Below are 19,808 nucleotides of genomic sequence, written 5' to 3' on the forward strand. Positions count from 1 at the left end.
GGAATTGTTCCTTCACGTTGATGGTCCAATAACGCTAAGAAATGTTCCAGGGTTCCCAATCAGCGCAGGACGTGGGCGGCTCCGGCCACGCCGATCGTCACCCGGTCGCCGACGACAAGCGTCTCGCGGCTCGGAATGTCGAGCCGGAAGGAGAAGCCTTGCGGATCGCCGCCAAGCCTGATCCGGACATCCGAGGTCGGGCCGCAGAAATTGATCTCGGCGATCGTGCCTGAAGCCCCCTCGCCGCCATTGTGGCCGCCGGCTTGGCTGACCGTGACCTGTTCCGGCCGCAGCATGATTTGGGCCTTGCCGCGATAGGCGGCATCGTCGACCGCCAGAACCCCGAGTGGGCTCTCAGCCCGCCCGTCGGCAATATCCGCGGGCAGCACGATCGCCTCGCCGAGGAAAGCTGCCGTCGCCGCATCGACGGGCCTGGAATAGACCTCCCGCGGAGAGCCGACCTGCGCAAATTTCCCCGCCCGCATCACCGCCACCTGGTCTGCAAAGGCGAGCGCCTCGCCCTGGTCGTGAGTCACCAGAAGCGTGGTGATGCCGGCTGCGGTCAGTACGTCGGTCACCGCCTTGCGGGTCGCGGCTCTCAGACCCGTATCTAGCGCCGAGAAGGGCTCGTCGAGCAGCATCAGCCTCGGCTTGCGTGCCAAGGCCCTCGCAAGCGCCACACGCTGCTGCTGGCCGCCTGAGAGCTGGTCCGGCTTGCGGGAGAGCATGGCAGCGTCAAGCCCGACCATGTCCATCAGTTCTGCGATGCGGACATTCTTGACCGAGGCCTCCGCCTCCAGCCCGAAACCGATATTCTGCCGGATCGTCAGATGCGGAAACAGGCAGCCGTCCTGCGCCACGATGCCGATGCCGCGCTTGTGCGCCGGCACCTGCGACGAGCCGTCGGCAAGCGTCCGGCCATCGAACACGATGCGGCCTCCATCCGGAGCATCGAAGCCGGCGACCAGGCGCAGGAGCGTGGTCTTGCCGCATCCGGACGGGCCGACGATCGCCGTGCGGCTGCCGGCTGTCACCGACAGGTCGATCCCGTCGAGGGCTGCGACGGAGCCATATTGTTTGCGCAGGGAGGTCAGGGTCAGCAGCGTCATCGCCCGGCGATCTTTTTCGATTGGTGATGGAGAAGAAAGGTGAGCGGCAGCGAGAAGGCGACCATCAGCACCGCATAGGGAGCCGCACCGGCGTAATCAATCTCGCCGGTCAGCGCCCAAAAAGCCATGGCGAGCGTGCGGGTGCCGTTCGGCGCCAGCATCTGGGTGGCGGTGAGTTCGTTCATGATGCCGAGCGAGGAGAGCGCAACGCCGGCCGCAGCCCCCGGTGCGGCAAGCCGGATTGTCGTCGCAAGCAGCGCGTTGCCCGGCGAGCGGCCGAGGCTTGCCGCCGCCTGTTCGATCTCGACCGGCACCTGCGCAATGCTGGCCCGCAGGCTCACCAGCGCCCGCGGCAGAAACATCACCACATAGGCGAGCACGATGGTCGCAACGCTCTGGTAGAGCGGCAGCATGGTCCGCACGGTGATGGTGACGAGCGCCAGCGCCACGACGACGCCCGGCATCGAACTCGCAAGATAATAGCAGCCTTCGAGGAACCGACTGGCACGGGTCGGCCGGCGCACGGAGAGCCAGGCGATCGGCACGGCGGCCGCAGTCGTCGCAAGCCCGCCGATCAGGCAGATGACCAGCGTCTGCCACAGCGCCAGCCCGATCTCGTCGATCCGCCAGACGCCTGCACCACCGGCGATCAGCCAGCGACCGAGCGTCAGCACCGGAATGCCGAGCGCAAAGGCGGCGGTCGCAGCCGGCAGAAGCAGAGCGATGTATTTCCACCGGCCGAGCCGGGCGATCTTCGGCCGGCGGGCGACGCCGGATCCGAGCCGCGCATAGCGGCTGCGGCCGCGCAGCGAAGCTTCCAGGCCGAGCAGCACGAAACAGCAGAGCACCAGCACCAGCGCCAGCATATAGGCGGCGACACCGTTATAGGTCGACTGGAACTGGTCGAGAATGGCGGTCGTGAACGTGTCGAAGCGGATCATCGCAAACAGGCCGTATTCGGCCAAGAGATGCAGGCCGATCAGCAGCGCGCCGCCGCAGAGGGCAAGCCGGAGCTGCGGCAGCACGACGCGCCGGAAGACCGCAAAGGGCGCCAGCCCCAGCGAGGCCGCTTGGTCCTCCAGAGCAGGATCGAGCAGCCGGAAGGCGGCGGAAAGCGGAAGATAGAGAAAGGGAAAGTAAGCGACGACCGAGATCGCCACGCCGGCGGGAAGGCCGTTGAAACCTGGCCACATGCCGATCCAGGCATAGGAATGCACGAAGGCGGGCACGGCAAGCGGCGTGACGCAGAGCCAGGACCAGAACCGCGCGCCCGGCAGGTCGCTGCGTTCCGTCAACCAGGCGAGCGCGACGCCGAGCACGGCGCAGATCGGAATGGTGAAGACGACGAGCAGGACCGTATTGGCCAGCAGATCGCCGACCCGCGAGCGGAAAATCAGCTGCGAGGCCATCTCCCAACCGGTCACCACCGCCGCCCATAACACAAAGCCGAGCGGCAGCAGCGCCAGCAAGGCCACCACGACCGCGATCGTCAGCGTCCAGGACGACGCCGCCGGCAGGCGGTGTCGCGGCGCGATGGAGATCCTGGTATCTGTGGTGGAAGTCATTGCCGGTCCGAAAATACGAGACATCGCAGGTACGCCCTGCGATGTCTCCGTGCAACTGTTATCGGCCGCTTTTTAGAGCAGGCCGGCGGCGGTCATCATGTCGGTGACCTTGGCGTTATTGAGGGTCGAAGGCTCGACCTTCGGGGCTGCCAAGTCGGCGATCGGGGTCAGCATCTTGTTGGAAGCCTCGCCCTTGCCAACGGCGTATTCAAAGGAGGTGCCGTCGCGCAAGATCTTCTGGCCGCCCTTGCCGGTGACCCACTTCAGGAAGGTCTGCGCCTGTTCCTTGTGCTTGGAGGAGGCGAGGATGCCGCCGCCCGAGATCGACACGAAGGCGCCCGGATCCTGGTTCTTGAAATAATGCATGCCGATGTTCTTGGTGTTCTCGCCGGTCTTCGCGACGTCGCCGAAATAATAGTAGTGATAGATCAGCGCGCCTTCGAACTGGCCGGCATTGACCGCCTTCATGGCAGTCGAGTTGCCGCGGATCGGGGTCGCATTTTCCTTCATGCCCTTCAGCCAGGCAGCGGTCGCTTCTTCGCCCTTGAGCTGCAGCAGCGCACCGACGATCGCCTGGAAATCAGCGCCCGACGGAGATGCCGTCCAGCGGCCCTTCCATTCCGGCTTGGCAAGGTCGAGCATCGACTTCGGCAGCTTGTCTTCCGTCAGCTTGGTCTTGTCATAGACAAAAACCGTCGAGCGGGCAGCGATGCCGACCCAGTTGCCGTTGGCCGGATGGAAACCCGGCAGAACCTGGTCGAGGGTCGCCTTGTCGACCGGCGCGAAAAGGCCCTTGCCGTCGACCAGCACCATGGCCGGCGAATTTTCGGTCAGGAACACGTCGGCCGGCGAATTGGCGCCTTCCTGGACAATCTGGTTGGCGATTTCGAGGTCGCTGCCCTGGCGGATGGTGACCGCGATGCCGGTCTCTTCCGTAAAGGCCTTCACCCATTCCTTGGTCAGCCCTTCGTGTTGGGCGTTATAGATGGTGAGACTGTCGGCCACCTGCGCCGAAGCCGGCGACGATAGGGACAGAACGGAAAAAGCCAGGGCAGCGCCCGCGGCCAAGGTGAATGAAGCTTTCAAGGTCGCCTCCGCAAGAGAGTCAGGAATTTGACGAGCTCGTCATAACCAAAGCAGAGATTTGTGGTCAAGTTTATTTCCACGACAGGCGTAACAAAGGCGTGATTTACGTTTTAAATACAAACAGATACAGCAGGCGACGCGAATTGATCGCGGCACCGGGCCTTGTGTACAATTGTACTTGGGCGGGAATTGCCGCCGGCGGCATCGTCGCAATCTTCCGGCCCGCGGGCAAGTTGGCGACTTGCCGCATAAGTGCCGACGCGGATTTCCGCGCAGGCCCACGAATCAGCTATGGCTAATTCGAACACATCAGGAACGGGCATGGCTGTTGCTTATCTGGAAAAGCTGAATGATGCGCAACGGCGTGCGGTCGAGCACGGCTCGGACGTGCCCAAGGGCGGCCCGGCCGGGCCTTTGCTGGTCATCGCCGGCGCCGGTTCCGGCAAGACCAACACGCTTGCCCATCGTGTCGCGCACCTGATCGTCTCGGGCGCCGATCCGCGCCGCATCCTGCTGATGACCTTTTCCCGCCGCGCGGCCTCGGAAATGGGCCGCCGCGTCGAGCGCATCTGTGCGCAGGTTCTGGGCGCAAATGCAGGCATCATGACCGATGCGCTCGCCTGGGCCGGCACCTTTCACGGCATCGGCGCCCGGCTGCTCCGCCTCTACGCCGAACAGATCGGCCTCGACCACGACTTTACCATCCACGACCGCGAAGATTCCGCCGACCTGATGAACCTAGTGCGCCACGAGCTCGGCTTCTCGAAGACCGAGAACCGGTTTCCCACCAAAGGCACCTGTCTGCAGATCTATTCCCGTGCGGTGAATTCGGAAACGCCTCTGGACGAGGTGCTGAAACTGAATTTCCCCTGGTGCTCCGCCTGGGAACCGCAGCTGCGCGAACTGTTCGCCTCCTATGTCGAGGCCAAGCAGGCCCAGAACGTGCTGGATTACGACGACCTCCTTCTCTACTGGGCGCAGATGATGAGCGAGCCGGCGATTGCACAGGATGTCGGCGGCCGTTTCGACCATGTCCTCGTCGACGAATACCAGGACACCAACCGCCTGCAATCGTCGATCCTGATGGCGATGAAACCCGGCGGCATCGGCCTTACCGTGGTGGGTGACGACGCCCAGTCGATCTATTCCTTCCGCGCCGCGACGATTCGCAACATCCTCGATTTCCCCAACACGTTCGATCCGCCGGCCAACATCGTCACGCTCGACCGCAATTATCGCTCGACCAATACGATTCTCGCCGCCGCCAACGGCGTCATCGATCTCGCCCGGGAGCGCTTCACCAAGAACCTCTGGACCGAGCGCCAGTCGGAGGAGCGCCCCCGCCTCGTCGCCGTCAAGGACGAGACCGAGCAGGCCAATTACATCGTCGAAAAAATCCTCGAAAACCGCGAAACCGGCATGACTTTGAAACAGCAGGCCGTGCTGTTCCGCGCGTCCCACCATTCCGGCCCGCTCGAAGTCGAGCTCACCCGCCGCAACATTCCCTTCGTGAAGTTCGGTGGCCTGAAATTCCTCGACAGTGCCCATGTCAAGGACATGCTGGCGGCCTTGCGTTTCGCCCAGAACCCGCGCGACCGCGTCGCTGGCTTCCGGCTGATGCAGCTCATCCCCGGTATCGGCCCGCAAACGGCCGGAAAAATCCTCGATGCGATCGCCGCCGATCCCGAGCCGCTCGCAGCCCTCCAGGAAATCCCGGCCCCGCCGCGGTCCGGCGCCGATTGGCCGGCCTTTGTCGACATGCTCGCCGCAATCCGCAAGGGCCAAGGCTGGCCGTCCGAGATCGGCCTTGCCCGCCAGTGGTACGAGCCGCATCTCATCCGCATCCACGAGGACGCCGAGACCCGCAAGGCCGACCTTTTACAGCTAGAACAGATCGCCTCGGGTTATGCCTCGCGGGAACGGTTCCTCACCGAACTGACCCTCGACCCACCGGATGCGACCAGCGCCGAATCCGGCACGCCTCTGCTCGACGAGGACTACCTCATCCTCTCGACCATCCATTCGTCGAAGGGCCAGGAATGGCGGTCCGTCTTCCTCTTGAACTGCGTCGACGGCTGCATCCCCTCCGACCTCGGCGTCGGTTCGACCGCCGAAATCGAGGAGGAACGTCGCCTCCTCTACGTCGCCATGACGCGGGCGAAGGACCACCTGCACCTGATGACGCCGCAGCGTTTCTTCGTGCACGGCCAGGCCTCGCAGGGCGACCGCCACGTGTACGCCGCCCGCACCCGCTTCATCCCGGCGACCTTGCTGCAATTCTTCGAAACCACCGCCTGGCCGGTCGTCGCCCAGATGACCGAGGCCGAACGCCAGGCCCGCCACCAGGTCCGCATCGACGTCACCGCCCGCATGCGCGGTATGTGGCGGTAACAAAACTGTCCTAAGACTCGCCATCAACCACGGAACCGGACGAATTCTTATGGACAAAATCGCAGTTTTCGACGGCCATAACGATGCGGTCCAGTTCATGCTGGACTACAAACCCGGCGGCAGGGATTTCCTGGCTCGCTCGGAGGCCGGCCATCTCGATCTTCCCCGGGCGATAGAAGGACACCTTGTCGGCGGATTGTTTGCGCTGCAGGCCCATCCGGAGCGCAAGCCGGAAAACGATTTGACGGTCACCGATGATGGTTATGAGGTTCGTTATGCCGACGCCCTGGAAGAGAGTTATGCCCGCCCGCTGATCGACGCCCAGCTTGCCGCCATCAATCTATTGATCCGGCGCTCAAGTGGCCGGATGCGCCTTGCGACTGATGTCGGCAGCATCGAGACGGCGCGGGCGGAATCCGCGTTCGCAGTCGTTCTTCATATGGAAGGCGCCGAGGCGATCGGTTCCGATCTCGACTATCTCCATATCCTGCATACGGCGGGCCTGCGTTCGCTCGGCCCGGTCTGGAGCCGCCCGAACATATTCGGCTACGGCGTGCCTTTCGCTTATCCGAGATCGCCTGACACCGGCCCAGGCCTGACGGATATTGGCAAGGAACTGGTGAGAGCCTGCAACGCCCTCGGCATCATGATCGACCTTGCGCATCTGAACGAACGGGGCTTCTGGGATGTGGCTGCCTTGAGCTCCGCTCCCCTCGTCGCGACGCATGCCTGTGCTCATGCACTCTGCCCCTCCACCCGCAACCTCACCGATCGGCAGCTTGACGCCATTCGCGATACGGACGGGGTCATCGGCTTCAACCTCGCCGTCTATGATATCCGTGCCGACGCACATCTGGACGAGAATACCCCTCTCGACACCGTTGTCTCCCACATCGGATATCTGATCGACCGCGTTGGCGTGGACCGCGTGGCGCTCGGGTCGGACTTCGACGGCACAGTCGTGCCCCGCGAGATCGGGGATGCAAGCGGCCTGCCGCATCTCTTCGCTGCCATGCGCAAGGCCGGTTTCGACGAACCGACCTTGCGAAAATTCGCCTTCGACAACTGGCTCCGCGTCTTTCGCCTCACCTGGAAGAACGACTGAATAACCGTATTCCACCAAACCCGTCCCCTCGCCTGTCGCATTGACTCCACCCGACCCGGATGGGAAACAACCGGCATCGTTCAGACGGGAGGGGATGAATGGCTAGCCGCAAAATCGTTCTGGTGCAGGGTGCCTGGGGTTCGAGTGCGAGCTGGACGCCGGTTGCCGATCTGCTGCGGGACATGGGTCACCAGGTCTTCGTACCGAGCCTCACCGGGCTCGGTGAACGCGCCCACCTCTTCTCGGGCGCCATCAATCTCGACACCCATATCGGCGATGTCTGCGGCCTTATCGAAGCGGAAGGCCTGGAGGAATTCGACCTTGTCGGCCATTCCTATGGCGGCATGGTGATTACAGGCGTCGCTGATCGCTTCGCGGCCCGCATCCGCACGCTGACCTATCTCGACGCTTTCCTGCCGGAAAACGGTCAGTCGGCGCTCGATCTGCTCGGGCCGGAAGTGGCGATGGCAAACCTCGCCATGGCCGGCGAACTCGGCGGCGTCGCGGTGCCGCCGCCTGCCCGTCACGCGACCCGCGTGCCGGAACATCTACGCCACTACATGACCAGCCGCTCGCCGCAGCCGTTCGCGACGATGATCCAGAAGATCAAGCTGACGGGCGACTATCGGAAGATCACGAAAAGGCTTTACGTCTCGGCCAATATCGACCAGTCGAAGATCTTTTCCGGCATCTACGCCAGGGTTGGCGCCGATCCGTCCTGGGCATCCATGGAAGTGCCGAGCGGCCACATGCTGCAGCTCGAAATGCCGGGCGAGGCCGCTCGCATCATCCACGATTTCATCGGCTGATTCTTTCGCCCGTTCAGTCAGGCGAAACTGAAAGCGGCGGCGAAAACAACCGCCGCCGCTTATCCGTATCACTTACCGATTGGCTTGATCGACAACAGGATGTCGACCAGTTCCTTCTGGTGCTTTTCCTCGTCGCCCTTGGTTCCCCAATAGGTGACGACGAGGCCCTTGGTCGGCGACGTCTGGATCAGTGCAAGCCCGACGCTCACCGGGCCGCTCTCGTCCTTGCCGTCCCAATCGAGCGTGGTCATCTGCATGCCGTTGAACTCCTCGACCGGAGTTTCCTTCAGCGTCTTGGGATCGACGGTGACGCCAACCTCCTTCAGGAAATCGATGGCGTCCGTAACGGTCTTGTCCATCGACTTCAGCTCCGCCACATCGGCGGAAAGATAGACGGCATCGTCACTGGACGTGGCATCGACGCCGGTGTCGGTTTCCTTCGGGTTCCAGCTGTCGGGGATCTTGATGCTGGCGATCGGAGCATCGCTCGGGAACTTGAGTGTTTTCGCCTCGGCCAGCATGGGAGCGGCCATGACGAGCACGGCAATCAGGAGAGCTTTTTTCATCTGTGAATCCTTAAGAAATGGGGACCGCAGATGCTTCTACCAGCGGCGAAAACCCGTTTAGCACGCAGCCCTTTAAGAATAGGTGGAGCAAACATTCAAAAAGCCGGGGAATTCCGCCAAACTCGCGTTAGGGTTTGCCACCTCCCCTTCCGCCGTCGCTGGCAGGCACCTGCTGATCCATGCCAAACCGCAAGATCGGTCGAGCGCGTCATATTTGAAAGGGCGTAGATGGTGTCGCCACGGAGGAAGACTATGAAGGCGCCACTTGAAAACTACCATGCCCGAATGCAGCGGGTGCTGGACCATATCGACCAGCACCTGGACGATGATCTGGGCCTGGACGCGTTGAGCGGCGTTGCGGCGTTCTCGAAATACCATTTCCACCGGCAGTTCGCGTCCACCTTCGGGGTGTCCGTACATCGCTATGTCCAGCTTGCCCGTTTGAAGCATGCTTCGCACCGGCTGGCTTCGAAGGACGCTCCAAGTGTCACGGACGTAGCGATGGATGCCGGTTACGATGCACCCGACGCCTTTGCCCGCGCCTTTCGGCAAAGGCTTGGCCAATCGCCTTCATCATTCCGGAAGTCGCCCGACTGGGCACCGTGGCTTGCGGCCTTCGGGCCTTTGAACAATGCGAGGAGCAAGCTCATGCAGATTACCTATACCCATGACGACGTGACTATCCGCGATGTCCCCCCGACGCCGGTGGCGATCATGGAGCATCGGGGCGACCGGGCAACACTCGGCGATACCATCGAGCGCTTCATTGCCTGGCGCAAGGCGGCCGGCTTATCGCCTGAGACGAGCCCGACCTTCAACGTCTTCCGTTCTGAGAGGACGCCTGCGATCCCGGCCGATTATAGCATGGACCTGTGTGTCGGGACTGACTTGCCGATTGCGCCCGATGACGCACAGATGAAACCAGGCGTGATTCCCGGCGGGCGCTGTGCGGTCCTGCGCGTCTTCCATGATACCCACAATTTAGAACCCCCCGCGCTCTTTCTTTATCGGGATTGGCTTCCAGCCAGTGGGGAGGACGCACGCGACTTCCCCATCTATTGCCAGCGGCACTTCTCCCTCATCCCGGGCGCGCAGGTCCATGATGTCGTCGTGGAATTGTTCCTGCCCTTGAAATAGTAGCGCTGGACGGCGGCCTGTCCTTTTGATCGTCAGAAGGACAGGCCGCCGTCCATCCCGTCTCGGACATTCGGCATTCAAGAGTTCACGGCCTAGTTGGCCCCCCGCCCGCCGCCGCGCCGCTCCAGAAGCTCGATCTGGATCTGCTGCATTTCCGCCAGCCGCTCCCATTGATGCGCCATCTGGTGGTCGATCTTTTCGTGGAGCTGGCGGATTTCGAGCTCGGCGCGCAGGTTGATCATGTAGTCGTTCTCGGAGCGCCGCCGGTCCTTCTCCTCCTGTCGCCGCTGGCTCATCATGATGACCGGCGCCTGCAGCGCAGCAAGGCAGGAGAGCACCAGGTTGAGCAGGATGAACGGATAGGGATCGAAAGGCTGGGAGAACAGGCCGACGACATTGATCCCCATCCAGACGACCAGCACGCCGAGGAAGCTCAGGATGAACGTCCAGGAACCGCCGAACGAGGCGACCTTGTCGGCCACCCGCTCGCCGAAGGTGGGGTTGCGCTCGAGCAGGCTGGCAGCGCTCTTCTGCACCGTCGAGGCACCCTTCTCGAAGCTGTCGAGCACGCGTCTGTCGAGGTCGGAAAGCTCGCCGCGCTCCTCGTCGAGCAGCTTTTCCACGTAACGGCGGCGGAAACGGGCAAGGTCTTCGTCGCAGATCAGGCTGTTCTCATCACAGTCCTTCACTTCCTCGACGATCATCTCGGCAAGATGCGGGCGCAGATATCCGGTCCTGTGCATTTTCGAGAGCGGAAAAGTGCGGCCGCAGACGACGCATTGCCCCGTCTTGGCCGGAGCCATATGCCTGCTCATTTCACGCATCTTCCTTCTTCTTCTTCGCATGCGCGTGAAGCGGCGAGAGGTGGAAGAGGCGCGGCGAGAATTTGGCCCGGAACTCTTCCGAACGGCCGATATAGATGAGCGTCACGCCGTCGAGACGGCTGAGCACGTTCAGCAGCCGCTCCTGGGTTTCCGGCTCCAGGCCTTCCAGCACGTCGTCCATGATCAGCCAGTCCGGCTTGCGCAGCATCGCGTTGGCGATCGCGAGCGCTGCCTCCTCGTCCTTGTCGAGCAGCCGGTCCCAGCGCTCCACCTCGTCCAGCCTGCCCACGAGGCGACCGAGCCCGACCTTTTCGAGGGCTTGTGTCAGCGCCTTGTCATCGGCACCGTTCAGCCCAGCGGGAGAGGTCATCACCTCGCGCAGCGTCGCCGTCGGCAGGTATCCGTCCTGCGGCATCAGGATCATGCTGTCCACCGGCGGCAGACCGATCTCGCCGCGGCCCCAGGGCCAGATGCCGGCCAGCGCCTGGAAGAACAGATGCCGGTCGGCGCCCGGGTCGCCGTTGATCATCACCTTCTCGCCCGGCTTGATGCCGCAATCGCCCTCAACCACGCGCACCCCGTGTCCGGCCGCGCCCTGCTCTGGCGCGCCGTAGACCATGACGCCGCAAAGGCTGATGCCCTCGCCGGCCGGCGCTTCGCGATAGGCGATCACCTCGCTCTCCTTGGCCAGACTATCCATGGTCAGCAATGCGTGGCGGAAGGAAGAGACGCGGTTCAGCGTCGCCCGCCAGTCGGCGATGACGCCGAAATTGACCACATACCAGCGAAGCGCCTGGTTGACCTGGTTGAAGGCGCCGACCGCCATCATCAGCCCGCCGAAGGAAAGCTCGCCCGAAAAATACATCGGCGAGGCGATGATGATCGGAGCCACCAGCGCCAGCCAGCCGAACCCCGCCGACACCCAGGTGAGATTGGCGAGCGCCCAAGCGAGCTTTCGCAGCATGCCCAGCACCCCGTCGATCGCGAAATGCACACGGGTGAGCTCGTTCGCCTCGCCGCGCGCCAGCGCGATTGGCTTCAGGTTCTCGTTGGCGCGCACCAGGGCTGCGCGCAGGTCCGCTTCCCGGGCATAACGCTCGGCGTTCAGCCGCGGCAGCAGGTTGCCGACCACGTTACTGAGCACAGAGCCCAGCAGCGCATAGAGGATGGTCGTCCAAACCATGTAGCCGGGGATCGAAATGGTGCGGCCGCCGAAATGGAAGACGAAATCCGACGAAATCGCCCAGAGCACGCCGATGAAGCTTGCGAGCAGGATCGTCGAGTTGACGAGCCCGATCGCCAGCGCCGTGGTGTTTTCCGCCAGGATGCGCGTGTCCTCGTGCAGCCGCTGGTCGGGGTTGCTGGCGATCGCGCCGGCCCCGGTGAGCTTGAGGGCCCGGCCAGGCTTCAGCCAGACATCGGCGAGGTCGCGTGCCAACCCCTCGCGCATCCGCAGGGCGGTGATCTGGTTCAGCCACTGTTGGATGACGTTCAAGAGCGTCAGCGAAAAGGCGATAATGCCAAACACGACAAGCTGGTTCAGAAATTCCGGCATGTCGCGCCGTTCCAGCGCGTCGTAGAACGGCCCGTTCCACTCGTTCAGCCGGTAAGTCGCATAGGTCGTTGCGAAGATGACGACGAGCAATGCCGCAGTCAGCACAACGACGCGATTGCGCACCGGCGCATCCCAGAATGCCTTGCCCATCATGCGGAGCTGACCACCCAGGGAAAGTTCGAAGGCCGGCACTACACCTTCGGAATTCTGCGACATCTACTGCGACTCCTACAATCACCCTCGTCACCCTTAACTTAGCACGCGTTTGCGGCTTATGCAGCTTCAAGGGTACCGTTTGGTTTATATGGGGGTCGAACCAGCCGGATGCATCCAACGTCTTCGTGAGGTTCATCCGGAACGTCCGCGCCGCCAAACCCCACCGAAAAACCGCCCGGCAATGTTCGTCACGCGCCACCTCCTCTTCTCACTTTTCCCAAAACCGCTTGCAAATTTCGCAGCCGAATGTTAATGACCGACCAGTCAGTCATAATTGGAGACGCACGGTGGCCGAGAGGAAAAGAGAGAAACGCGATCCGCAGCAGCGCCGGGCCGAAATCCTGGCCGCAGCCTTCGCCTGCTTTTCCGAGCGCGGGTTCGCCGCCACCCGCATGGAGGATGTCGCGGCCCGCGCCGGCATCGCCAAGGGCACCGTCTACCTGCATTTTCCGGACAAGGAGGCGCTGTTCACCGAACTCGTCTCCGGCATCGCCACGCCGATCCTGGGTCAGATCGAAGGGCTGGTAACCAACGAGGCGATCCCGCCCCGTTTCGCCATCTCGATGTTCTATACCCTCTTCAAGCGCGAGGTTCTGGAGACCGACCGCCGCCATCTCCTGCGGCTGATCCTCGCGGAAGGTCCGATGTTTCCTTCCGTCACCGAATTTTACCACCGCGACATCATCTCCAAGGGTCTTGGCGTGCTGCGCATCCTCCTGAAACGCGCGGCCGCCCGCGGCGAGCTGCGCAATCCGGCTATCGCCGACGTGCCGCAGATCGTCATCGCTCCGGCGCTGCTGTCGATCGTCTGGACGACGCTGTTCGAGGCCTACGAACATCTCGACACGCAAAATCTGTTCGACGCCTTCCTCGAAACCCTGTTCGTGCCGGAAGGAGGTGCGAAGTGAAACGTATCCTCATCATCGCTATCCTGGCGGGCGCCGCCCTTGCCGCCCTGCCCTTCCTCTTCGCCGACAAGCCGCCGCGCCCCTATCAGGGCTGGGTCGAAGCCGACACGCTGTTCATCGGTGCCGAAAGTGCCGGCCGGCTCACCCAGGTCGATATCGCCGAAGGTGCGACGATCGCAGCTGGCGCACCGCTCTTCAGGCTCGACTCCTCAAGCGAAGAGGCCGCCGTCGCCGCGGCCCGCGCCGCGCTTGCCCGCTCCCGGGCCGAACTGGATCTGGCGCAAGCCGCCCAGAAACGCCCTCAGGAGATCGACGTGCTGCGCGCCTCCGAACGCGAAGCCTCAGCCCGGCTGGAGCTTGCCGAACAGGATCTCGACCGCACCCGGGTTCTCGTCGAGCGCGGCACCGCGACCCGCGCCAATCTCGACACCGCGACCGCCACCGAGGCCGCCAACCGCGCCGCCCTTGAGAATGTCCGCAGCCAGATCATCCTCGCCGCCCTTCCCGCCCGCGATGAGACGCTGCGCCAGGCGGAGGAATCCGTCGCCGCCGCCAAGGCCGATCTCGCCTCGGCGCAGGCAGCACTTGCCCGCCGCTCGGTTTCGGCTCCCGCCGCCGGCAGCGTCGAGACGCTCTATTACCGCACGGGCGAAGTCGTTCCCGCCGGCCGACCGATCGTCTCCCTCCTGCCGCCCGAAAATGTCCGCATCCGCTTTTTCGTGCCTGAAACCGAAATCGCCCGCCTGTCGCTCGGCCAGCCGGTCCGTGTCGGCTGCGACGCCTGCCGTCCGTCCGATGCAAAGGTCAGCTTCATCGCCAGGAACGCGGAATACACGCCGCCGGAAATCTACAGCCTCGAAGAGCGCGCAAAACTCGTCTACCGCGTCGAGGCCATCCCGACCGACCCGAAGGCGCTCCGCCCCGGCCAGCCGGTCGACGTCCTGCCTGGGCCACGCCCATGACCGCCGCCGAAACCTACAAAGTCGACGCTCCGGAAACCGTGATCGACGTCCATCACCTGACCAAGAGCTTTGGCGGCCGCAAGGTGGTCGACGACCTCTCCATGTCGGTGAGGAAAGGCCGCATTCACGGCTTTCTCGGCCCCAACGGTTCCGGCAAGACGACCACCATCCGCATGCTCTGCGGCCTGCTGACACCCGATAGCGGCGACGGAACCTGCCTCGGCTTCGATATTCTGACCGAGAGCGACCGCATCCGCCGCCGGGTCGGCTACATGACCCAGAAATTTTCGCTCTACCAGGACCTGTCGATCCGCGAGAACCTCGAATTCGTCGCCCGCGTCTACGGCCTCGCCGATCCGCGCGGCAAGGCGAGCGCGGCAATAGAACGCCTCGGACTCAAGGGCCGCGAGAAGCAACTGGCCGGAGAACTGTCCGGTGGCTGGAAACAGCGCCTCGCGCTTGGCGCCTGCATCCTGCCGGAGCCGGCGCTTCTCCTCCTCGACGAACCGACCGCCGGCGTCGACCCGAAGGCCCGCCGCGACTTCTGGAACGAGATCCACGCGCTTGCCGCCAACGGGCTCTCGGTGCTCGTCTCGACGCATTACATGGACGAGGCCGAGCGCTGCCACGAGATCGCCTATATCGCCTACGGGAAACTTCTGGCCGAAGGCACGGTGGACGAGGTGATCGCCGGCACCGGCCTCGTCACCTTCACCGTCTCCGGCCCGGGCGCCGACCGTCTGCAATCCGAACTCGAAAACCAGCCCGGTGTCGACATGATCGCCCCCTTCGGCACCAGCCTGCATGTCGCAGGCCGCGATGCCGCGGCCCTTGAACAGGCGATCGCTGCCTATCGCGACAGGCCGGGCCTCAAATGGGAAAAGGGCGAACCGACGCTGGAAGATGCCTTCATCGACCTGATGCGCCGCTCGGAGGATAATTTCAAATGACCGAGGCGCCCGGCAATACCAACGGCAATGGCAGCTCCTTCGGCCGCTTCTGGGCGATGACGGTCAAGGAATTCATCCAGATGACCCGCGATCGCATCACGCTCGCGACCATGGTCATGCTGCCGATCATGCAGCTTTTCCTGTTCGGCTTTGCCATCAACACCACCCCGCACAACCTGCCAACCGCCGTGCTGATGCGCGAAAACAGCGATGTCGGGCGCTCCATCCTCGCCGCGCTGAAAAACACCGATTTCTTCGAGGTCAAATCGGTCGTCACCCGCGCCGAGGACATGGATGCCCTGCTGCAGTCCGGCGAGGCCCTGTTCGTCGTCGAAATCCCCGAAGGTTTCGAACGGTCGCTCCGCCGCGGCGATTCTCCCTCTCTGCTGGTCGCCGCCGACGCCACCGACCCGGTCGCCGCCAGCTCCGCGCTCGGCGCGCTCTCCGGCATCATTTCGACGGCGCTGGAAAACGACCGCCAGGTCGCCTTTGCCGAGCCCGTGAAACCCGCCTTCCAGATCGTCCAGCACCGCCGCTACAACCCGGCCGGCTCTTCGACATTGAACATCGTTCCTGGCCTGCTCGGCACGATCCTGACGATGACGCTGCTGATCTTCACCGCCCTCTCCGTCACCCGCGAGGTCGAGCGCGGCACGATGGAAAACCTGCTCTCCATGCCGATCAAGCCGCTGGAGATCATGCTCGGCAAGATCGCCCCCTACGTGCTGATCGGCCTCATCCAGGCGCTGGTGATCATCGGCGTCGGCATCCTCGTCTTCCGCGTGCCAATCCTCGGGGACCCCCTGTCGCTGACCGCCGCCACCGCCCTCTTCGTCATCACCAACCTGTCGATCGGCTACACGTTCTCGACGATTGCGGCGAACCAGTTGCAGGCCATGCAGATGGCGATGATGTTCTTCCTGCCGAACATCCTTCTTTCCGGCTTCATGTTCCCCTTCGCCGGCATGCCCGATTGGGCGCAGTGGATCGGCGAAGCGCTGCCGCTCACCCACTATATCCGCATCGTCCGGGCGGTGATGCTGAAGGGCGCCGATATCGGCGGCCTCGGCTACGATACGGCAGCGCTCGCCGCCCTGATGGCCGTCGCCATGCTGATCGCGGTGCGCCGTTTCCGCCGCACGCTGGATTGAGGAATAAAGCCGGTTATCTCGCGTCTGCGGTATAAGCTTGGATTCCGCCTTGCTTTATTCTCGTGCATTGCACAAAATCCTTGCAACGATCATCGATCGGCCCGGTAAAGCGGCCGGCAAGGGGAACTATGTCGATCAAGGCAAGTGTCTACCACCTTACCCACTACATGTACGACAAGCCCGTCCGTCTCGGACCGCAGATCATCCGCCTCAAACCGGCTGCCCATTCGCGCACCAAGGTGCTCAGCCATTCGCTGAAGGTGACGCCCTCCAATCACTTCGTGAACCTGCAGCAGGATCCCTACGGCAATTACCTCGCCCGCTTCGTTTTTCCGGACCCGGTCACCGAGTTCAAGATCGAGGTCGATCTCGTCGCCGACATGACGGTCTACAATCCCTTCGACTTCTTCGTCGAAGAGGAAGCGATGAAATGGCCGTTCAGCTATCCGCCGGAACTGGTCGAGGACCTGTCGATCTACATGGTGCCGGAGCCGCCGGAACCGGCGCTCGCCGACTATATGAAAACCTTCGACATGTCCCCGGAGCAGCCGACGGTCGACATGATCGTCGGCATCAATGCCCGCCTGCAGCAGGCGATCGGCTACGTCATCCGCATGGAGCCGGGCGTACAGACGCCGGAGCAGACGCTGACCTCGGCCATGGGCTCTTGCCGTGACACCAGTTGGCTGCTCGTCCAGATCCTCCGCCATCTCGGCCTCGCCGCGCGTTTCGTCTCCGGTTACCTGATCCAGCTGACGCCGGACCTGAAGGCGCTCGACGGCCCCTCCGGCACCGAGGTCGATTTTACCGACCTGCACGCCTGGTGCGAAGTCTACCTCCCCGGCGCCGGCTGGGTCGGCCTCGACCCGACTTCCGGGCTTCTGACCGGCGAAAGCCATATCCCGCTTGCCGCGACCCCGCATTTCCGCAACGCCGCCCCGATTTCCGGCGGTTATTTCGGCGAAGCGGAGACCTCCTTCGCCTTCGACATGAAGGTCAATCGCGTCGCCGAACATCCGCGCATCACCAAGCCGTTTTCGGACGAATCCTGGGAGGCGCTCGACAAGCTCGGCGACCAGGTCGACCGCGTGCTGAAGGCGCAGGACGTGCGCCTGACCATGGGCGGCGAGCCGACCTTCGTCTCGATCGACGATTTCGAATCGGGCGAATGGAACACCGATGCCGTCGGCCCCACCAAGCGCGAAAAGGCCGATATCCTGATCCGCAAGCTGCGCGAACGTTTCGCGCCCGGCGGTTTTCTTCATTACGGCCAAGGCAAGTGGTATCCCGGCGAGACCTTGCCGCGCTGGACCTTCTCGCTCTACTGGCGCAAGGACGGACGGCCGATCTGGAGCAATCCCGACTTGGTGGCGGAGGAAGGCCAGAGCTACGGCGTCGGCGACGACGATGCGGAGAAACTCCTGACGGCGCTCGCCACCGAACTCGCCATCGCGCCCGACATGGTCGTCCCGGCCTATGAAGACCCTGCAGAGTGGATCATCCGCGAAGGCAGCCTGCCGGAAAACGTCGACCCCTCCAATTCGAAGCTCAAGGATCCGGAAGAACGCAACCGCATCGCCCGGGTTTTCGAACGCGGCCTGACGCGGCCGAGCGGTTATGTTCTGCCCGTCCAGGCCTGGAATGCCCAAGCCAGGGGAAGCTCCGGCGGAAAGCGCTGGGTCAGCGAGAAATGGAGCACCCGCCGCGGCAAGATCTTCCTCGTGCCCGGCGACAGCCCGGTCGGTTACCGCCTGCCATTGGGCACCCTGCCCTATGTGCCGCCGTCGCAGTTTCCCTATATCCATGAGGCCGACCCCTCGATACCGCGCCAGCCGCTGCCAGAGGCGATCGTCCCGGCCGGCCGCGCCATGCCGGAATCCTCCTTCAAGGCCGGCGACGCCGCCAATCCCGGTCGCGTCGAACAGACCCTCGGCGAGATCGGCGGTGCGGTGCGTACCGCGATCTCCGTCGAGCCGCGCGACGGAAGGCTTTGCGTCTTCATGCCGCCGGTCGAAAAGATCGAGGATTATCTCGAACTGATCGCCGCTGCCGAGAACGCTGCGACCGCAATCGGTCTTCCCATACATATCGAAGGTTATGCCCCGCCGCATGATGAGCGCATCAACGTCATCCGCGTCGCGCCGGATCCGGGCGTCATCGAGGTCAACATCCATCCGGCCGCGAGCTGGAAGGAGACGGTGGCGACCACCGCCGCGATCTACGAGGAAGCCCGCCAGAGCCGTCTCGGCGCCGACAAGTTCATGATCGACGGCCGCCATACCGGCACCGGCGGCGGCAACCATGTCGTGGTCGGCGGCGCCAATCCGAACGACAGCCCGTTCCTGCGCCGACCCGACCTGTTGAAGAGCCTGGTGCTCCATTGGCAGCGCCACCCCTCGCTCTCTTATCTGTTCTCCGGCCTGTTCATCGGCCCGACCTCCCAGGCGCCGCGCATCGACGAGGCTCGCCACGATTCGATGTACGAGCTGGAAATCGCGCTTGCCCAGGTACCTGCGCCCGGCCAGGGTGCAGCCCCGCTGCCGTGGCTGGTCGACCGCCTGTTCCGCAACCTTCTGACCGACGTCACCGGCAACACCCACCGTTCGGAAATCTGCATCGACAAGCTGTTCTCGCCGGACGGCCCGACCGGTCGCCTGGGCCTCGTCGAGTTCCGCGGTTTCGAGATGCCGCCGAACGCGCGCATGTCGCTTGCCCAGCAATTGCTGGTCCGGGCGCTGATCGCCCGCTTCTGGAAAAACCCGCTTCAGGGCCGGTTCGTGCGCTGGGGAACCGCGCTCGCCGACCGCTTCATGCTGCCCAATTATGTCTGGGCCGACTTCATGGACGTCCTCCAGGACCTTCGCGAAAACGGCTTCCACCTCCGCCCCGAATGGTTCGAGGCCCAGCTCGAATTCCGCTTCCCCTTCTTCGGCGAGGTCGAATACGAGGGCTCGAAACTGGAACTCCGCCAGGCGCTCGAACCCTGGCATGTGATGGGCGAGCAGGGGGCGATCGGCGGCACCGTGCGTTATGTCGATTCGTCGGTGGAACGCCTCCAGGTCCGGCTCGAAACCACCAATCCGTCGCGCTACACCGTCGCCTGCAACGGCCGCGCCGTACCGCTGAAAGGCACCGGCACCTCCGGCGTCTCGGTCGCCGGCGTCCGTTTCAAGGCGTGGCAGCCGTCCGCCGGCCTGCACCCTGTCCTGCCGGTTAATACGCCGCTCACATTCGACATATATGATACATGGTCCGGCCGTTCGATCGGCGGCTGCATCTATCACGTTGCCCATCCGGGCGGGCGTAGTTATGACACCTTCCCGGTCAACGGCAACGAGGCGGAAGCACGCCGCCTCGCCCGGTTCGAGCCGTGGGGGCATACGGCGGGCGGCTATACGCTTCTGGCCGAAACGCCCTCGCCTGAATTTCCGCTGACGCTCGATCTGCGCCGGCCGCAAGGAGTCTGAAACGCCC

The 19,808-nt window shown here is 63.6% G+C and carries 15 protein-coding genes; 9 read left to right on the top strand and 6 right to left on the bottom strand.

Annotation, left to right across the window (positions count from 1 at the left end):
• Window positions 1–59 precede the first annotated feature (59 nt).
• From ACSQ3G_RS14565 to ACSQ3G_RS14575, 3 genes are all read right to left on the bottom strand, one after another.
• The gene (locus ACSQ3G_RS14565) at window positions 60–1,109 is read right to left on the bottom strand and encodes an ABC transporter ATP-binding protein (protein WP_436110533.1); all 1,050 of its coding nucleotides are present in this window, start codon (window positions 1,107–1,109) and stop codon (window positions 60–62) included.
• Window positions 1,106–2,674, bottom strand: coding sequence for an ABC transporter permease (locus ACSQ3G_RS14570; RefSeq protein WP_436110534.1), 1,569 nt, complete (start codon window positions 2,672–2,674; stop codon window positions 1,106–1,108). Before ACSQ3G_RS14570 ends, ACSQ3G_RS14565 begins: the two co-directional genes overlap by 4 nt.
• A gap of 72 nt (window positions 2,675–2,746) precedes the next feature.
• On the bottom strand, window positions 2,747–3,760 hold the full coding sequence (locus ACSQ3G_RS14575; protein ID WP_436110535.1) for an iron ABC transporter substrate-binding protein: 1,014 nt from the start codon (window positions 3,758–3,760) through the stop codon (window positions 2,747–2,749).
• A 321-nt stretch (window positions 3,761–4,081) separates the two neighbouring features.
• Here ACSQ3G_RS14575 and ACSQ3G_RS14580 point away from each other — a divergent pair, with 321 nt between their 5' ends.
• The 3 genes from ACSQ3G_RS14580 (at window position 4,082) to ACSQ3G_RS14590 (ending at window position 8,065) form a co-directional block, all read left to right on the top strand.
• The gene (locus ACSQ3G_RS14580; protein ID WP_436110536.1) at window positions 4,082–6,151 is read left to right on the top strand and encodes an ATP-dependent helicase; all 2,070 of its coding nucleotides are present in this window, start codon (window positions 4,082–4,084) and stop codon (window positions 6,149–6,151) included.
• Window positions 6,152–6,200: 49 nt separating this feature from the next.
• Complete coding sequence (locus ACSQ3G_RS14585; protein WP_436110537.1) at window positions 6,201–7,256, top strand: dipeptidase; 1,056 nt, start codon at window positions 6,201–6,203, stop codon at window positions 7,254–7,256.
• A 98-nt stretch (window positions 7,257–7,354) separates the two neighbouring features.
• Window positions 7,355–8,065 carry an alpha/beta fold hydrolase gene (locus ACSQ3G_RS14590; protein WP_436110538.1) on the top strand — a complete coding sequence of 237 codons (711 nt, stop codon included), beginning with the start codon at window positions 7,355–7,357 and terminating at the stop codon, window positions 8,063–8,065.
• 68 nt (window positions 8,066–8,133) lie between these two features.
• Here ACSQ3G_RS14590 and ACSQ3G_RS14595 read toward each other — a convergent pair whose 3' ends face one another.
• Complete coding sequence (locus ACSQ3G_RS14595; RefSeq protein WP_250809837.1) at window positions 8,134–8,631, bottom strand: histidine kinase; 498 nt, start codon at window positions 8,629–8,631, stop codon at window positions 8,134–8,136.
• A gap of 252 nt (window positions 8,632–8,883) precedes the next feature.
• Between ACSQ3G_RS14595 and ACSQ3G_RS14600 the strand changes: the two genes are divergently transcribed.
• On the top strand, window positions 8,884–9,768 hold the full coding sequence (locus tag ACSQ3G_RS14600; protein ID WP_436110539.1) for an AraC family transcriptional regulator: 885 nt from the start codon (window positions 8,884–8,886) through the stop codon (window positions 9,766–9,768).
• 92 nt (window positions 9,769–9,860) lie between these two features.
• On the opposite strand, the gene ACSQ3G_RS14605 is transcribed toward ACSQ3G_RS14600, so the two are convergent.
• Together ACSQ3G_RS14605 and ACSQ3G_RS14610 are read right to left on the bottom strand one after the other, a co-directional pair.
• On the bottom strand, window positions 9,861–10,583 hold the full coding sequence (locus ACSQ3G_RS14605) for a DUF1003 domain-containing protein (protein WP_436110540.1): 723 nt from the start codon (window positions 10,581–10,583) through the stop codon (window positions 9,861–9,863).
• Window position 10,584: 1 nt separating this feature from the next.
• Window positions 10,585–12,363 carry an ABC transporter ATP-binding protein/permease gene (locus ACSQ3G_RS14610; RefSeq protein WP_436110541.1) on the bottom strand — a complete coding sequence of 593 codons (1,779 nt, stop codon included), beginning with the start codon at window positions 12,361–12,363 and terminating at the stop codon, window positions 10,585–10,587.
• Window positions 12,364–12,650: 287 nt separating this feature from the next.
• Between ACSQ3G_RS14610 and ACSQ3G_RS14615 the strand changes: the two genes are divergently transcribed.
• The 5 genes from ACSQ3G_RS14615 to ACSQ3G_RS14635 all read left to right on the top strand — a co-directional run bounded on the left by ACSQ3G_RS14615 (window position 12,651) and on the right by ACSQ3G_RS14635 (window position 19,801).
• Window positions 12,651–13,271 (top strand): TetR/AcrR family transcriptional regulator, encoded by a 621-nt coding sequence (locus ACSQ3G_RS14615; protein WP_436110542.1) that lies wholly within the window; start codon window positions 12,651–12,653, stop codon window positions 13,269–13,271.
• Window positions 13,268–14,233 (top strand): HlyD family secretion protein, encoded by a 966-nt coding sequence (locus tag ACSQ3G_RS14620; RefSeq protein WP_436110543.1) that lies wholly within the window; start codon window positions 13,268–13,270, stop codon window positions 14,231–14,233. Before ACSQ3G_RS14615 ends, ACSQ3G_RS14620 begins: the two co-directional genes overlap by 4 nt.
• The gene (locus tag ACSQ3G_RS14625; protein ID WP_436110544.1) at window positions 14,230–15,183 is read left to right on the top strand and encodes an ABC transporter ATP-binding protein; all 954 of its coding nucleotides are present in this window, start codon (window positions 14,230–14,232) and stop codon (window positions 15,181–15,183) included. The genes ACSQ3G_RS14620 and ACSQ3G_RS14625 overlap by 4 nt, the downstream gene beginning before the upstream one ends.
• A complete protein-coding gene (locus ACSQ3G_RS14630) occupies window positions 15,180–16,334 on the top strand; it encodes an ABC transporter permease (RefSeq protein WP_436110545.1) in 1,155 nt (384 codons plus the stop codon). The genes ACSQ3G_RS14625 and ACSQ3G_RS14630 overlap by 4 nt, the downstream gene beginning before the upstream one ends.
• A gap of 128 nt (window positions 16,335–16,462) precedes the next feature.
• Window positions 16,463–19,801: a transglutaminase family protein gene (locus ACSQ3G_RS14635; RefSeq protein ID WP_436110546.1), complete on the top strand. Its 3,339-nt coding sequence runs from the start codon at window positions 16,463–16,465 to the stop codon at window positions 19,799–19,801.
• Window positions 19,802–19,808: the final 7 nt, after the last annotated feature.

It is taken from the genome of Neorhizobium tomejilense (assembly GCF_964254135.1).
Classification (GTDB): domain Bacteria; phylum Pseudomonadota; class Alphaproteobacteria; order Rhizobiales; family Rhizobiaceae; genus Neorhizobium; species Neorhizobium tomejilense.

Coding starts and splice junctions, on each gene's coding strand:
- ACSQ3G_RS14590 (WP_436110538.1), top strand. CDS start 7,355: ATGGCTAGCCGCAAAATCGTTCTGGTGCAGGGTGCCTGGGGTTCGAGT.
- ACSQ3G_RS14610 (WP_436110541.1), bottom strand. CDS start 12,363: ATGTCGCAGAATTCCGAAGGTGTAGTGCCGGCCTTCGAACTTTCCCTG.
- ACSQ3G_RS14600 (WP_436110539.1), top strand. CDS start 8,884: ATGAAGGCGCCACTTGAAAACTACCATGCCCGAATGCAGCGGGTGCTG.
- ACSQ3G_RS14605 (WP_436110540.1), bottom strand. CDS start 10,583: ATGAGCAGGCATATGGCTCCGGCCAAGACGGGGCAATGCGTCGTCTGC.
- ACSQ3G_RS14635 (WP_436110546.1), top strand. CDS start 16,463: ATGTCGATCAAGGCAAGTGTCTACCACCTTACCCACTACATGTACGAC.
- ACSQ3G_RS14570 (WP_436110534.1), bottom strand. CDS start 2,674: ATGACTTCCACCACAGATACCAGGATCTCCATCGCGCCGCGACACCGC.
- ACSQ3G_RS14625 (WP_436110544.1), top strand. CDS start 14,230: ATGACCGCCGCCGAAACCTACAAAGTCGACGCTCCGGAAACCGTGATC.
- ACSQ3G_RS14595 (WP_250809837.1), bottom strand. CDS start 8,631: ATGAAAAAAGCTCTCCTGATTGCCGTGCTCGTCATGGCCGCTCCCATG.
- ACSQ3G_RS14585 (WP_436110537.1), top strand. CDS start 6,201: ATGGACAAAATCGCAGTTTTCGACGGCCATAACGATGCGGTCCAGTTC.
- ACSQ3G_RS14580 (WP_436110536.1), top strand. CDS start 4,082: ATGGCTGTTGCTTATCTGGAAAAGCTGAATGATGCGCAACGGCGTGCG.
- ACSQ3G_RS14565 (WP_436110533.1), bottom strand. CDS start 1,109: ATGACGCTGCTGACCCTGACCTCCCTGCGCAAACAATATGGCTCCGTC.
- ACSQ3G_RS14630 (WP_436110545.1), top strand. CDS start 15,180: ATGACCGAGGCGCCCGGCAATACCAACGGCAATGGCAGCTCCTTCGGC.